This window comes from Bergeyella cardium, from assembly GCF_009914665.1.
GTDB classification, from domain to species: Bacteria; Bacteroidota; Bacteroidia; order Flavobacteriales; family Weeksellaceae; genus Bergeyella_A; species Bergeyella_A cardium.
This window is the reverse complement of the sequence record NZ_CP029149.1, coordinates 1,319,502-1,335,080: the sequence shown is the minus strand read 5'-3', so window position 1 is coordinate 1,335,080 and position 15,579 is coordinate 1,319,502. Positions and strand designations below refer to the sequence as shown.

General features: G+C 38.6%; 14 protein-coding genes. 9 read left to right on the top strand and 5 right to left on the bottom strand.

Going from position 1 to position 15,579, the window contains the following annotated elements:
* A complete protein-coding gene (locus DBX24_RS06150) occupies window positions 1-354 on the top strand; it encodes a tellurite resistance TerB family protein (protein ID WP_160224312.1) in 354 nt (117 codons plus the stop codon).
* 223 nt (window positions 355-577) lie between these two features.
* On the opposite strand, the gene DBX24_RS06145 is transcribed toward DBX24_RS06150, so the two are convergent.
* The 3 genes from DBX24_RS06145 to DBX24_RS06135 form a co-directional block, all read right to left on the bottom strand.
* Window positions 578-1,216, bottom strand: a complete 639-nt coding sequence (locus tag DBX24_RS06145) for a rhodanese-like domain-containing protein (protein ID WP_160224311.1) — start codon at window positions 1,214-1,216, stop codon at window positions 578-580.
* 76 nt (window positions 1,217-1,292) lie between these two features.
* Window positions 1,293-2,450 carry an HmuY family protein gene (locus DBX24_RS06140; protein WP_160224310.1) on the bottom strand — a complete coding sequence of 386 codons (1,158 nt, stop codon included), beginning with the start codon at window positions 2,448-2,450 and terminating at the stop codon, window positions 1,293-1,295.
* Window positions 2,451-2,463: 13 nt separating this feature from the next.
* On the bottom strand, window positions 2,464-4,578 hold the full coding sequence (locus DBX24_RS06135; protein WP_120489493.1) for a TonB-dependent receptor plug domain-containing protein: 2,115 nt from the start codon (window positions 4,576-4,578) through the stop codon (window positions 2,464-2,466).
* Window positions 4,579-4,892: 314 nt separating this feature from the next.
* Between DBX24_RS06135 and DBX24_RS06130 the strand changes: the two genes are divergently transcribed.
* The 7 genes from DBX24_RS06130 to DBX24_RS06100 all read left to right on the top strand — a co-directional run bounded on the left by DBX24_RS06130 (window position 4,893) and on the right by DBX24_RS06100 (window position 11,617).
* Window positions 4,893-6,632 carry a leucine-rich repeat domain-containing protein gene (locus DBX24_RS06130; RefSeq protein WP_160224309.1) on the top strand — a complete coding sequence of 580 codons (1,740 nt, stop codon included), beginning with the start codon at window positions 4,893-4,895 and terminating at the stop codon, window positions 6,630-6,632.
* A gap of 144 nt (window positions 6,633-6,776) precedes the next feature.
* Window positions 6,777-7,568: an NAD(+) synthase gene (gene nadE, locus DBX24_RS06125; protein ID WP_160224308.1), complete on the top strand. Its 792-nt coding sequence runs from the start codon at window positions 6,777-6,779 to the stop codon at window positions 7,566-7,568.
* An 8-nt stretch (window positions 7,569-7,576) separates the two neighbouring features.
* On the top strand, window positions 7,577-7,855 hold the full coding sequence (locus DBX24_RS06120) for a barstar family protein (protein ID WP_160224307.1): 279 nt from the start codon (window positions 7,577-7,579) through the stop codon (window positions 7,853-7,855).
* Between the two features lie 120 nt (window positions 7,856-7,975).
* Window positions 7,976-8,449, top strand: a complete 474-nt coding sequence (locus DBX24_RS06115) for a hypothetical protein (RefSeq protein ID WP_160224306.1) — start codon at window positions 7,976-7,978, stop codon at window positions 8,447-8,449.
* A 54-nt stretch (window positions 8,450-8,503) separates the two neighbouring features.
* Window positions 8,504-8,782: a co-chaperone GroES gene (locus DBX24_RS06110; protein ID WP_160224305.1), complete on the top strand. Its 279-nt coding sequence runs from the start codon at window positions 8,504-8,506 to the stop codon at window positions 8,780-8,782.
* Between the two features lie 19 nt (window positions 8,783-8,801).
* A complete protein-coding gene (groL, locus tag DBX24_RS06105; RefSeq protein WP_160224304.1) occupies window positions 8,802-10,430 on the top strand; it encodes a chaperonin GroEL in 1,629 nt (542 codons plus the stop codon).
* Window positions 10,431-10,489: 59 nt separating this feature from the next.
* The gene (locus tag DBX24_RS06100) at window positions 10,490-11,617 is read left to right on the top strand and encodes a DUF3800 domain-containing protein (protein WP_160224303.1); all 1,128 of its coding nucleotides are present in this window, start codon (window positions 10,490-10,492) and stop codon (window positions 11,615-11,617) included.
* Window positions 11,618-12,007: 390 nt separating this feature from the next.
* Here DBX24_RS06100 and DBX24_RS06095 read toward each other — a convergent pair whose 3' ends face one another.
* A complete protein-coding gene (locus DBX24_RS06095) occupies window positions 12,008-13,840 on the bottom strand; it encodes a bifunctional lysophospholipid acyltransferase family protein/GNAT family N-acetyltransferase (RefSeq protein ID WP_160224302.1) in 1,833 nt (610 codons plus the stop codon).
* Window positions 13,841-13,862: 22 nt separating this feature from the next.
* Window positions 13,863-15,101 (bottom strand): aspartate kinase, encoded by a 1,239-nt coding sequence (locus DBX24_RS06090; protein WP_160224301.1) that lies wholly within the window; start codon window positions 15,099-15,101, stop codon window positions 13,863-13,865.
* Window positions 15,102-15,411: 310 nt separating this feature from the next.
* Between DBX24_RS06090 and DBX24_RS06085 the strand changes: the two genes are divergently transcribed.
* Complete coding sequence (locus tag DBX24_RS06085; protein ID WP_160224300.1) at window positions 15,412-15,573, top strand: hypothetical protein; 162 nt, start codon at window positions 15,412-15,414, stop codon at window positions 15,571-15,573.
* The last annotated feature ends 6 nt before the right edge of the window (window positions 15,574-15,579 follow it).

The following is a 15,579-nucleotide window of genomic DNA, read 5'->3' as shown; positions in this document are numbered from 1 at the left end:
ATGCTACAAAAATCTAATAAATCCATTGCTGGCTATCATCTGTTGATGATTCTATCCGCTGTAGATCACCACTTCTCACCAGAGGAAGGATTAAAAATTCGAGAATATCTGGAAGAAGAATTTCCATTCAGAATCAACCTTGACAATGAGCTGGACATTATTGCACGGCTACAACCCGAGGAGTGGAAAGACCATTTTGAGTTTCACTCACATTGCTTCTATGACGACTCTACCGAAGAGGAGAGGCTCAAGTTTGCTGACTTTGCTAAAACCCTCATCAAGGCAGATAATGAAGTAACCGACCGCGAGCATAAATTCTATAAACTAATGAAACACATCTGGAAGCTGGAGTAAAAAGTAGATTTCATTAGCTACATTACGATTAACGATAATATGAGGATAGAAAAAACAGCTTAGAATAGAGTAATTAACCTCGGGATTATTCTGGAAAATATTATAAAAGACTATCGGTAGCATCTTTGGTGCTACCGATAGTCTTTCTCAACCAAAACTAAAAGAGTGTTGAGTACCACTAACCAAAACTCTATACTTTATAGTTTAAAGTATCAAAGTCTCTCTACCAGTCCTTACTTTTGGTTACAGTAAAGAGGTTTTCTTTGTCTAAGCCTACGAGCTCGTGCTCTATATCAGCAGGGATGTGATAGGTATCATAGGTATTGAGGAGGATTTCCTCCCCTGCGATGATGAACTTCACCTTGCCTCTAAGCACTACCAAAAGGGCAGGCTCGGAGGTAGTATGATTGGGCAATACGGCATCTTTCCCGAGGGCTACGGCCACCTGCTTTGCGGTGCTCCCAGACTTTATTACAAATACCGAAGGCTTATCTTTTAGGAACTTTACCTTTTGTATAATGTTGCTCTTCTGTAGCATCTTTACATTATCTACGGTTTTGCCGTTATAGACATTCACGCCTTGCTTTTTCAGGATTTGATACGCCTTTTCTGCTCGCTTGCCAGAGCGGCAGAAAACTACGACTTTCTTCCCTTTAAGCTGGTAGACTTGCTTATCAATGGTATCGACAGGGATATTGATAGCGCCTTTTACACTGCCTTCATCAAACTCTTTTTCGGAGCGAACATCTACAAGGACGGCGTCTTTGGAATTAATAACCTCTGATAATGACTGCGCCCTTGCAACCGAAGTGAAGAAACTCAGCAGAAGGATGAGGGGAAATAAAAACTTCGTTGATTTCATTTGTTTATGGTTTTAAAATTAGACTTTATATCAAAGAGGGAAGTAAAGCCCATACAAGCGCTCCTCCCCTATACATTTATTTTAATAATACATACTGGAAAACAGGGTGACCTCTTTCTCCGCTCTCGCTACTTACAGCACGGAAAATGAGTTTATACTTATTTCCCTCACTATCTTTTACTACAAAGATTAAGTCTTCAGCTACGGCAGTCTCTCCAAGCCCTCCTTTCCTCCAAGCAGTAGCCATAAAGTTTTGATTAATCCTCTTAGGTGTTTCAAAATCTATTTTATTTGCTTTTTCTAAATTATAAGCTTGAAAAATCTTTTCTTTTTCATATCTGTCTACTTGCAGACCTGCTGCTCTTACACCTCCGTGAACATTGAGCTGAATAAGATCTGGGAAGAAATAAACAAACTGCTTATCAAACGGTGCATTTGCCACCAATGCTGTATATGTATAGTTTGTAGTAAAGCACAAATCCCAGTCTTTCTTCTTAGGCTGAACATCTACGGTATTATTAGCCTTTATACTGAAAAACTTAAAATTGTATTCCGAATCTTTTTCTATAAAGAACTCTTTATGCTGGGTATCTGCCAAGTCGGCATATTGAAGGAGGTATCCATTTGCCCTTTTCAGAACTCGGATTTTCTTCCAGCCTCTATGCTCACCTGTAAGGTCTATGCTGCCTGGCTGTGGGTTTTTATTGCTTATTTCATAACCCATACTTACAAGATAGACTTTATTTTCTGAATCGTTCGCAGAGATTTCTGCTATGGCTGTACCTGAACCCTTCTGCCCATTATCTTCTTTCAGCTTCCCTGATGGATTATCTACATAGCCCAAACTTGCTTTCGTAACCTCAGTTGTATTTGGACCTGGGGAAGAAATCAGGATACTGTTATCTATTGACTGTACCTCATCTATATTGGTAGAGTTAAGGGCTTTTGTAGACATTTTTACAGAGCCATTAAGTATTACTCTGAAATCTTCGCCACAGTAAAAACCAAAGTCCCAAGAGTCTCTTCTTACTACTTTCGTGGTATTGGTCCTCAAATCTACATAAACCTGATTGGGCTGATTATGCCCTCCTACTTCGGGTTTCAGAGTCAATAAAGAACCCGGGGGTATACTTGGCACTTCTGCTATACCATCTTGCCCATCTTCTGTGGAAGAGCAGGAAGTAAGCATTAAAGTAACTGCTGCTAATGTTGTGATGATTACATTTTTTCTCATAGCGATGAAATTTTTATTGTTTTATATTAAGATTATATGTTAGTTTCAAATAGAAAGATCTACCGTAGCCCAATGCCACAGACTGTACATTCCTGCTACTACCATCAGCGGAAGTGGTTGTTCGCTTTATATCGGTAGTGTTAAGTAAGTTTCTCGCACCGAATGCTACCTCTACATTCTTCTTAAAGAATTTCTTTTGTAGGGACATATCCAGCCAGCCATAAGGGTCTTGCTCGCTAATGACATAGCCTTTGGTACTCACCGTCCACTGCTGAGATTTCCCAATAAACTTATAGTAAGCGGAAATCCTTGTATCCCACTGAGGGATATTATATGAGAGGTTTAGATTCGCATTGATATTGAGCAGGAATCTGTCATCTGTATGATGTTTCTCACTCTCTACTTTTTGAGAAACCCAAGCGAAGGAAGCTCCTAAACCAAAATCCCAGTTATCCGACTTAAAATTATTGCTGGTAGAGATATGATAGCTTTTGTACTTACTGATATTAATATACTGGAACTTCGGGGCATTACCATCTAAATCGAGCAACGCATTATAGATTTTATCACTGATATTATTAGTACTGAACATTACTTGATTGTGCAGTCTGGATTTTCCGTTATTCAGTTCGGTGGTCTTTTTAATACTCGCTTCTGTGGAGAAACCATTTTCGGGGATTAAGTTTTCATTCCCAAGGAAAGAATGCCCTTCGAATACATTATAGGTATAGAGCTCATCAAAACTTGGAGTACGATAAGATTTCCCTCCTGAAGCCCTAAACTCATAGTCATTTAACAAATACCTCAGCCCAAGTGAATAGGAATATTGGTTATTAAAGAGCGTCTGGAAAGAATACCTGAAACCTGGGCGAATGGAAAAGTTCTTGGTAAAACCGATTTCGGATAGAGCAAAGACATCATAATTATCTATTTTCTTGTTGATTTGTTTTATGGTATGCCCTGCATCATCTACTTCGGAGAAGCCTTTGTTATTCACCAACTCATATCCGAGCTGAATATTATACCTCTTATCCGCAAAGCTCTTGCTGAGAGTACCTGTGGAGTAGATCACATCCATAGATTGATCTTTTTTACGCTCTCTATTAATGGACTGTCGTGTATTAATAATATATCGGAAGCGCTCAATTTCCCTTTCCTGATACTGATAGGAGGCAGAGATGTTATAAGCAAAATCATTAAACCTGCCATTAGCATTTAAGTGATGAGCATTTCTTGAATAATAGTACTTTTTATCTGTTCCGTATCTATACGCTCCTATTTCATCATTATATCCAGATTTAGAATTCCTATCGAAGAAATTAAAGTTTGTTTCCATATACTCAAACTTGTAAAAAGATTTAAAACTCCCTTTACGATAGCTGATTAAAGCATTTTCCTGAGTATAATCTCTCGGGAGAAATTTATATCCCCTTCTGCCATCGGGCAACAGATAATTTTTCCCTTTATAGTTTCCAAAATATCCATTAGACTGGTTTCTATTAAAGCCTGTGGAGAACATCCAATTATCATTAATATTATAATTGACTTTAAGGCTTTGTATGTGCCGCCCTTTATCTTTCAGGTTATATTCATTTCCCATACTCTCTTCCTGCACACTGGCACTTATCTCATATCTGCTCTGTGCTTTTTTCTTGGTAATAATGTTGAGAATACCGCTCACGGCATTGGCTCCGTGGGTAACGCCCATAGAGCCTTCTATAATCTCCACCCGCTCTATATCATTGATATTGATTTGAGAAAGGTCGGTATTATTCCCCACTCCCCCTTCGCTTACAAAAGGAATATTATCTATAAATATCTTGAAATAAGAGCTGTCGAGCCCAAAAAGAGAAACAGTGGAGCGGCCACTATTTACATCTGGGAGTACGGTAATATTAATATATTGATTTAATGCGTCATCTAAATTTACAGCACCCATATTTTTTATATCCTGTGCTGTAATTACCCGTACATTTTTTATTGATTCTTTTACTGATTGAGGGGAAATCTGCCCCGTAATTACGACTTCTTTTATATTTCTCTCTCGGATTTTTTCTTTATTCTGTGCTATTGCAGAAATGCTGATAAGCAGAATACTCCCAAGAAACAACTTCCCATCAAGCCTCATTATTTAGTTATTTTATTTTATCACTTGCAAAGTTAAAGCATCTATTTTCCATAAACAACCAGATATTTACTTAGTCTCATTCTAAGGAAATGACAGGATGTAGGCTTTTACTATTATTATATTTCTAATTATTTTTCTATATATTTTTTATTTAATCTTATTACTGTGTGTTATGGTAAAAATAAATTAAAAACAAGTCTTATGATATATATCATATTTCTATTTTTTTAATTCTACTTATTCTTTATTTAAGACTTAGAACTATTTATTTTGTGCTCATACCACTAATAAAACTAATTAATAATAATTTATATATGTCGTATTCTATTATTTTAAATCGAGCTGTTGCTACAGCAGCAGTTTTCGCACTTACAGGAGTAGCTACTGCTCAATCTACACAAGCCAATGGAGATATCTTTGAAGATGCAAGTTTTAAATACGGCATCTTAGATGAGGTTCAAAAAACAGTTGCTATTATTGACTCTAAACTTGCTACAAAGCAAGAGGAAACAAAAGTTACAATCCCTGAAACTGTAACACACGAAGGCAATACTTATACGGTTACCGAAATCCGTGCGATGGCCCTTAATGGTCATCAGTTCGTAAAAGAATTCGTACTTCCAGAAACTATCACCTATATTGGTGAGAGAGCATTTCTCAATTGTCTGGCTCTTGAAAAAATTAATATGCCCAATAGCTTGATTGAAATAGACAATGCTGCTTTCAGCTTTTGCCGTTCTTTAGCTTCTGTTAAATTCGGAACTTCTCTTAAAAAAATCGGAGAGAAAGCTTTCCAGTTCTGCCACGCGCTTACTTCTGTGGAGTTCCAGGAGGGGCTTGAAGAGATAGGAAACAATGCTTTCTGGTATTGTGCTTTAGAGACGGTTAATCTCCCTAAGAGCTTAAATAATTTGGGGGCTGGTGTCTTTGCCATTAACGAATCAAAAACTGATGTTAGAACCCTAAAAAACATCAATGTAGATCCAGATAATCAGCACTACGCAAGTATAGATGGAGTTCTTTTCAATAAAGATATTACGAAGCTATTACAATACCCTATTGGTAAAGAGGATACCGAGTATTCTGCTCCTGCTACAGTTACCATTATAGGAGCACATGCTTTTGAGCAGGCAACTCTTCATACCATTACATTAGATGAGTCTGTTACTCATATTGAAGACTATGCGGTAACTTCCTGCCCAAATCTTACGATATTCAACTTCCCAGATTCTCTTGTTCATATAGGGGAGCACGCTTTCAGTTTTAATGAGAAAATTGAGTCCGTTCGTATCTCTCCTAATGTTCTTACTATTGGTCCAAGCGCGTTCAGCACTTGTAAGGCATTAAATGATGTTCATCTCCCTGAAAGATTAGAGAAGATTCAGAACAGCACATTTGCCAACTGTGAGTCTTTAGAGAATATAGAAATCCCTGATAGCGTTACTGAGATTGAAGACTCTGCGTTCAATGGCTGCAATAATCTTAAAGCCATAAAAATCCCTGATAGCGTTACTAAAATCGGTGCTCAGGTATTCCAAGATAATGAAGCTTTAGAAGATGTAGAGCTCTCTAAAAACTTAACTGAAATAGGTAAATACAGTTTTGATGCTTGTAATGCAATTCGTGAAGTAAGAATACACGCTTCTACCCCTCCTAAATTGGGCGAAGGTGTATTCCGTGGTGTATTTGAACCTGACTATAATGACGATGAAGAAAGAAAAGTGCCTTTAAAAGTTCCTACTGGTGCTGCTGCTAAGTATAGAAATGCTCCTCAGTGGGATCAGTTCCAGATTTCCGTAGACCCATCTCTTGAAACCAATGAAGAAGCCTTGAGCAAAGCATCTACCGTAAGCGTATATCCTAACCCTGCTACAGGTACATTCTTCATCAAGACAGATAAAGCAGAGACAGCTACACTCCTTAATATAGAAGGTAAACTCATCAGAACGCTGAGCTTGAAAGCAGATACCAATACTATTAATATCACAGGACTACCTGCGGGAGTTTATTTCGTAGTGGTAGGTGGTAAGTCTCATAAGCTTATCGTTAAATAAACCTTTAATCTTGTAAATATTATTTTTCATAAAGTTATATTTTGTTTTTAGGTTATCTTCATCAGGGCTGGTCTTGTACCAGCCCTGATTTTTTTACATTAATGAATAGCAATCTTATTTGTATTTTTGTGCAAAATCAGTAGAATGCAAACCGATAAAGTAATACACCATATTGTAGGCTGGCTAAAAAACTACGCCGAAACCGCAAACGCAAAAGGATATATTATAGGTGTATCTGGCGGGGTAGATTCTGGGGTGGTCTCTACCCTCTGTGCTATGACGGGGCTGGATACTTTGGTGCTTGAAATGCCCATTCGCCAAAAAGCCGACCAGATAGATAGAGCACAGGAGCATATCGCTTTCCTCGAAAGGAAATTCAAAAATGTAAAAGGCTTGAGGGTAGATTTAAGCCCCACTTTTGAGGAAATCTTTACGACCTTTAAAGAAATCGGAGAAGCATCCGAGCAGGAAAATCTCGCTTTTGCCAATACCCGCTCGCGTCTCAGGATGCTTACCCTCTATCATTTCGCACAGATTAATGGACTTTTGGTCTGCGGAACGGGGAATAAAATTGAGGACTTTGGGATTGGCTTTTTTACCAAATATGGAGATGGTGGAGTGGATATTTCTCCGATAGCCGACCTCTATAAAACCGAAGTTTATGAGCTGGCAAAGGCACTCGACCTTCCAGAAAGCATTAAAAACGCCATCCCTACCGATGGGCTTTGGGATACCGACCGCACCGATGAACAGCAGATAGGTGCTACCTACCCCGAACTGGAAAAAATACAGAAAGAATACAGCACAAAAACAGAACAGGACTATACAGGCAGAGCGCTTGAAGTCTATAAAATATTCCGTAGAATGCACAGCGCCGCAAAGCACAAAATAGAGCCTATACCCGTATGCTACATCCCTGAAGAACTAAAAAAATAAACCATAAAATGAATTTATATATCGATTTCGTAGATATAGGAGACAGCGAAGACTTCTATACCCAGCTAAAAGAAAAACTCAACCTTCCAGAATCTTTTAACCATAGCCCAGAGGCTTTATTAGACTACATCAGCACGGAGGTAGAGCACCCGCTTCATATAGAATTTATCAATATGAGCGTAGAGCAGCTGGACACCTTTGAGGATTTACTCACCGCCTTAGAAGATACAGAGGAGGAGGTAGAAGGCTTCAGCTTTTCCTATTATTTGGAGCAGTATGAAGATTAGTCTGCCAAAATTTCCATCCATTAACATTAAAACTCTGCCAAAATTTCCATTAAAAACCTACGGCATATTCTTAGTGAAAAGGCAGAGCATCCAATCAAGAACATAAAATAAATAGAAACTATGAAAAATATTATCATTATTTGTGCATTGCTTTTGAGTGGGATTTCTATTGCTCAGACGAAAACCTATAAAGGTGCTTGGTTTGAAATAAAATATCCCGCTTCTTTCAAGGCGAAGGGCTCAATAAAGTCTGCAACCTCAGGCAGTGGGTTTGACAGCGCTGTATTCGACTCTCCCGATGGGAAAGTACAGTTCTACATTTTCTCTCCACAATGGAGCGGTACCGCCCACGATATCGAGATAAAATCCTCCGAAAAGCTCGTAAGCTCCGAAACAAAAGAGAGCGGAGATAAAGAACTATTGTGGTGGACAATCTCTGCAAAAAATAATAGCTACACAAGAAGCTACCAAGAAACAAAAGAACACAGTACAAACTGGATATTCGGAATAAAATACAAGGATGATGCTTCCCTTAAAAAATACAAAAAGCAGTATCTGAACTTTAAAAAATCTTTGGTACAGTTTGCAGACTAATCAAAGAAATCTACCAAGAAGAATCAATAATTTCAACAATAAAATAACATTATTATGTCAGTAAATTTTAGACCATTAGCAGACAGAGTGCTCGTAGAGCCTGCTCCTGCCGAAACAAAAACCGCTTCTGGACTTATTATCCCAGACACAGCGAAAGAAAAACCACAAGAAGGAACCGTAGTAGCCGTAGGTGATGGCAAAAAAGACGAGCCCCTTACCGTAAAAGTAGGAGACAAAGTCCTCTACGGAAAATACGCTGGACAAGAACTGAAATTGGATGGTAAAGATTACCTTATCGTAAGAGAAAGTGATTTATTAGGAATTATTGGATAATTAAAAGCAAAAAAATATTATGGCAAAAGAAATTAAATTTGATATCGAATCAAGAGACGCATTAAAAAGAGGTGTAGATGCATTGGCGAATGCAGTAAAAGTTACATTAGGTCCTAAGGGGAGAAATGTGGTTATCGAGAAATCTTTCGGTGCCCCTCATGTAACCAAAGACGGAGTTTCCGTAGCTAAGGAAATAGAATTAGAAGACAAAGTAGAAAACCTCGGTGCACAGATGGTGAAAGAAGTAGCTTCCAAAACCAATGACATCGCAGGGGATGGTACTACTACTGCTACCGTACTCGCTCAAGCAATCGTAAGAGAAGGGCTTAAAAATGTAGCCGCAGGAGCTAATCCTATGGACTTAAAAAGAGGTATCGACAAAGCGGTGGCTACCGTTGTGGAAAACCTTAAATCCCAATCTCAGCAAGTGGGCGATAATAACGACAAGATAAAACAAGTCGCTTCCGTATCCGCAAATAATGACGATACCATCGGCGGACTCATCGCTGAAGCATTTGCAAAAGTGGGCAAAGAGGGCGTTATCACCGTAGAAGAAGCAAAAGGTATAGACACTACCGTAGATGTGGTAGAAGGTATGCAGTTTGACAGAGGCTACCAGTCCCCTTACTTCGTAACCAATCCAGATAAAATGGTTGCCGAGCTCGATAATCCTTACATCCTTTTGGTTGAGAAAAAAATCTCCTCTATGAAAGAATTACTACCTGTTCTCGAGCCCGTTGCTCAGCAAGGAAAAGCCCTCCTCATCATCTCCGAAGAGGTAGAAGGCGAGGCACTCGCTACGCTAGTGGTTAATAAACTTCGAGGCTCCCTCAAAATCGCTGCTGTAAAAGCACCAGGCTTTGGCGACAGAAGAAAAGCAATGCTCGAAGATATCGCTATCCTTACAGGCGGTCAGGTTATCTCCGAAGAAAGAGGCTTCACTATGGAGAACGCATCCATCGAGCTCCTCGGTAGAGCAGAAAAAGTAGTCATCGATAAAGACAATACCACTATCGTAAATGGTGCAGGAGACGATACTCAAATCAAAGCACGAGTAAATCAAATCAAAGCACAAATCGAGACTACAACTTCCGACTACGATAAAGAAAAACTACAAGAAAGGCTCGCTAAATTGGCTGGCGGTGTAGCCGTTCTCTATGTAGGTGCTGCTTCCGAAGTGGAGATGAAAGAGAAAAAAGACAGAGTAGATGACGCCCTCCACGCTACCCGCGCTGCCGTAGAAGAAGGCATCGTAGCAGGAGGAGGCGTAGCCCTCGTAAGAGCTGTAGCTTCTCTCGACAATGTCTCTGGAAGTAATCAGGACGAAAGCACAGGTATCAAAATCGTAAAACGAGCAATCGAAGAGCCTCTAAGACAAATCGTAGCCAACGCAGGTGGCGAAGGCTCCGTAATCGTAGCAAAAGTAGCAGAAGGTAAAGGCGATTTCGGATACAATGCAAAAACCGACGAGTTCGTTAATATGCTCGAAGCAGGAATCATAGACCCTACGAAGGTAACCCGCGTAGCCCTAGAAAACGCAGCTTCCGTAGCAGGTATGCTCCTCACCACCGAGTGTGTGATTACTGAAATTCCAAAAGCAGAACCCGCTATGCCACCAATGGGAGGCGGTATGCCAGGAATGATGTAATAATATATATTTATTTATAAACATAAAAAGGCTAATAATATTAGCCTTTTTTACTTATCATGACTATAGGATATGCTGATGAATTTGGAAATAATTCATTTGACTTTGATAAACAAGGAACTCATTTCATTGTAGCATCAATATTAATAGATGAAAAAAATATTTCAACTATTGAACAAAAATTGAAAAATATAAGACAAAAATACTTTCAAACAGGAGAAATAAAATCAAGTAAAGTTGCTAACAACCACAAACGAAGAATAAAAATTTTAACGGATTTACAACAACTAGACTTTACCATTTTTGCTGTTATAGTAGATAAAAAAAGTCTTTATTCTAAAGGTTTTCACTATAAAAAAAGTTTTTATAAATATATTAATCATCTTCTATATAAAGAACTCTTCAACACATTTGATAGTCTATCATTATATGTAGATGAATTTGGTTCCAACAAATTTATGCAAGAATTTAAGAAATATGTAAATAAAAAACATCCTCTAACATTATTTTCAAACATTGAATTTGCTCATCAAAATAGTAAAAATTCTATTTTTATACAATTATCTGATTTCATCGCTGGTTCATTAGGATATATTTATGACGAAACAAAGAAAAATAATAAAAGTATAGATATAAAAAAATTACTATATAATAAAATTGCTTATATTAGACAATTTCCTAATCCTCTTCCTATTATTAAAAGTATTTCTCAGGATGATAACTTTGATGAAGATATATCAAAGTTATCTCTTCTAAGAATTGAAAGTTTCATAGAGAAGAATGAATCTAATCAAGATCCTCAAATAAAAGAGCAAATACATTTTTTAAATATATTACTTTTTTTACAGCAAGTTAAGCCTTGGGTCTCAACCAAGGAAATTCTAAATCATTTAAACATTAAGAGAAAAGAACCTATGAATAAAGAATATTTCAGAAGTAAGATTATAGGGAACTTAAGAGATAAGGGAATTATTATAGCCTCAAGCCAAAAAGGATATAAAATACCTATATCACTAAAAGATATAGGACACTTTATTAAGCATGGAAATAGAGTTATCCTACCAATGCTAAATAGAATTAAAGAAGTTAATAATGCCATAAAATTAATATCAAAAAATAAAATTAATATTCTATATAATTATAATGAACTAAATAAAATAATTAATTCCATAGAAGAAATTTCCTAATCTTGTCTAAAAACAACCACTCTCACAAGTGGTTGTTTATTGGGCATTTTAATTTCTCCACATAAATAAAGACTTTTATTCTAAACTTGCCAATACCCTAAAAAAGCCTGAGGATATCAAAATAGAGAGCTATAGCGTAATCTACTACGCAGGAGGACATAGCGTAGTATAGAATTTCCCAGAAAATGAAAAAGTGCTCAAAATTCTCTACTAAACAAGCTGACATATCAACACTAAAAATCCACCTCTTTTTCTGTACAGATAAAGAATAAATCCATATTTTACTAAACAGTTGGAGCGCCAGCCGAAATTTCGGCTGGCGCTCTCATATTATCTATGAATAAAAACAACTTTTCTAATTTCAGCCCCTCTCAAAAACGAGAGTAATGATTACTGTATCTCATTTTGCTCATTGCGAAGCTGCTCACTAAGCTCCTCCAAAACGGGCTTTATAGTGCTCTCTGGCAGCTCACTGATTCGGATGTACATCAGGCCATCTATCGCATCATTAAAGCTCGGGTCTACATTGAAGGAGACGACCTTTGCGTTTTGCTTAATGTACTTCTTGATGAGGACAGGGAGGCGGAGCTCGGGCTCAAGGTCATCGATAATCTTATCGAGTTTGTTGAGGTCGGCATTCATCTCATCGAGGAAGAGGCTCTTGTCTCGGTCTTTGAGCTTTACTTTGTACTCATTTTTTGGGTGTATGTACTGCGCCACCGCAGAGTCGTAGTAATTGGAGCGCATAAATTCTATCATTAATGATTTTGAGAAATCGGAGAACTTACTGCTGATGCTCACGCCCCCCATCAGGAATTTATGGTCTGGATTCCTGAGGCAGACATGAACGATGCCCCTCCACAAAAGGAAGAGTGGCAGTGGCTTTTGCTGATATTCAAGGGTGATGAACGCCCGCCCCATTTCTATCACTTTTCGGAAGAAGGGCTGCAGCTCTTGGTCAAACTCAAAGAGAGATGCGGTATAGAAGCCATCGATACCGTGTTTTTTCATTATTTCCTTACCGAGCCCCATACGATACGCCCCTGCGATTTTCTTCTTGTCATTATCCCAAAGGAAAAGATGGTGGTAGTGCTTGTCGTAGTTATCAAGGTCAAGAGGAAGATTACTGCCCTCGCCTACCGCGCGGAAAGTGAGCTCGCGGAGGCGCCCGATTTCCCTCATCACGGAAGGGATGTCGTTATACTCAGCGAAGAAAACCTCATAATTTCCATTGGCGAAGAATTGTTTATCCTTCTCCCTAAGGTTTTGAATTTCTTTGAGGATATCTTCCTCTGGGGTTTCATCTATAATGTTCTGAACGATATTAACGGTCTTAGTCGTAGGAAAGTTGAGCTTCAGATTGGGGAGTTTGAGGTTCTCCATCTGAGATTTGCTCTTGTCATAATAAGACTTTAAGAGGTAAATTTTCTTCTGTAAGTGCTCGCTGAGTTCGTCTGTACTCTCCTGCTCATCAATCACCTTTGCGGAGATAGGCCTACCGATTCGTACGCGTATAGGGCAGTCCCTATCTCTCATCATTTCTGAGGGGAGCATTAGTGTTTGGAGGTCTGGGTGAATTTTGGCTACGCTGTAGAAGAAATTGCTGTTCTTAGCATTGAAATACATCGGTACTACGGGTACTTTTGCAGATTTTATGAGCTTGAGGGCAGGTTTTTCCCACTCCTTGTCTCTCACCTCGTTGTACGAATTATTTTTATTTGAGACCTCACCTGCGGGGAACATACCTACACATCCGCCTGCTTCAAGGTGTTTGAGGGTTTCTCGCATCCCTGTGGCACTGCTTCGGATGCTTTTTCGCTCGCCTCCAAACGGGTTTACGGGGATTACAAACTCCTTCATCGGTTCTATTTTCTCGAGGAGGAAGTTGCCCATTATCTTAAAATCTGGGCGAATATCGGAGATGATTTTGCACATCAGAATGCCATCTATCGCTCCGAGGGGATGGTTTGAAACAATGATAAATGCACCTGTCTTTGGGATTTTGGCAAGGTCTTCTTCAAAGACGATATACTTCAGCCCCCTCTCACGGATAAAAGCATCGAAAAACGCTTTGCCTTTGTACATTTTTATCCTGTCATACAAGGCATTTACTTTGGTAAGCTGTGTGGTGCTCATCAAAATTTTAGCAATAGGATTTTTGAGAATACCGAACTTGGTAAGCCCCGTAGCTTTTATCAGTTCTTGGGTTGAAATCAGGCTCATTACTTCTTCTTTATCGAGTGTTTTATTGAATTACCATTTGAATCGTTCGCTTGGAAATTTGCTCCAAAAGTACGGTTTTATTTTCGTAAAACTTGAGTGTATTATTGGTGTCTGCATTCCTTACCGTGAAGAGGGAAACCTTTGGGATAATTTCGGTTTTAAACTCCTTGCCCAAATCTCGATTAAATTCATCGATGTGGGCATACTTATCTTCAAGGCAAAGTGCGAGGGAAATGGCGGAGTTCTGCATCAGCGAGATTTTGATTTTATACTTTGCCAAGAGGGAGAAGATAAAGCTGAGATGCTCTTCGGCAATGAATGAAAAATTCTTTGTGGAAATCCTCACCAGTATCTGATTTTCCTTTAATATATAGGACTCTCGGTATTCGTTATCACTCCCAGAGCCTACTTTTGTCCCCGCTTTTTCTGGTTCTAAAAACGACTTTACGAAGAACGGAATATTTTTCTGCTTTAAGGGTTGGAGGGTTTTCGGGTGGATGACACTGGCTCCGTAATATGCCATTTCTATCGCTTCCTCATAGGAAATATTGGAGAGCAAGGTCGCTTCCTTGAACTTGCGAGGGTCTCCCGTCATCACTCCAGGTACATCTTTCCAGATGGTTAGAGTTTCTGCATTGAGACAAAAGGCGAATATCGCTGCGGAATAATCTGAACCCTCGCGCCCTAAGGTTACTGAGAAATTATGTGCATCAGAACCGATGAAGCCTTGCGTTACATAGGATTGCGATAAACCGAGCGTGGAGATAAGGGCTTCGGTAGCTTCCCAATCTACCTGCCCTTCGCGGGAGGTATTATCGGTTTTTATATAGTCCCTCGCATCGAGCCACTGATTAGCAAAACCTTTCTGATTGAGGTATTCGCTTAGGATTTTGGAGGAAATCAGCTCACCACAGCTCACCACTTGGTCATAAACAAAATTATAGTTCGGGGATTTATTTCTCCTCAGAAAAGCGTCTATATCATCAAAGAAAAGAGCGATTTCTGCAAATACTTTATGATGCTCTGGAAACAGTCCGCTGGCAATCTTTATATGAAAATCTTTTATTTCTTCTACCCCTATCTTGTAATCCACATTCTGGAAATAATCTTCTACTACGCGTTCCAGTGCATTGGTCGTTTTCCCCATCGCCGATACTACGAGGAGGCATTTATCAAATGTCTGGCTTTCTAAGACTTTTGCTACATTGCTCACACTATCTGCATCTTTTACAGAAGCTCCTCCGAACTTAAATACTTTCATCGCTTTTTGTTTTGTTTCAGCCTTAGCTGTAATGTTTTCCCTAAAAAAGGATATCAAAAATAAAAAATTCAGATAAAATAAACAGAGCAGAAAGACTCTTTTATGAAAAATTTTATCATAAAATGCTACCCTTATTCCTAAAAATCATTGCTTATCAACTTGAATAGTTTGAGTTTAATTGCTTACATTTGTTGCCACTGAGCCTACCTCTTATTTGAGGCATCAAAGAGATAAAAAAGGAGGAAGCTCTTTACTTATAATAAAAGGAGAAAGAGAGAAAAGAAAATTAAAACCACAAAAACAAAAGATTATGGAAAAGAAAAAAACAAAAAAAGAAGACAACAAAAAAGTGAGATGGGTTATAGACCCTGAAACAGGGAAAAAGATATCTAAAACAGGATATGCTATGAGGCTGTCTTGGAAGCAAGGAGGAATGATTAAAATTTTAGATATGAAAGCGGTGTTGAAATAAAGGATA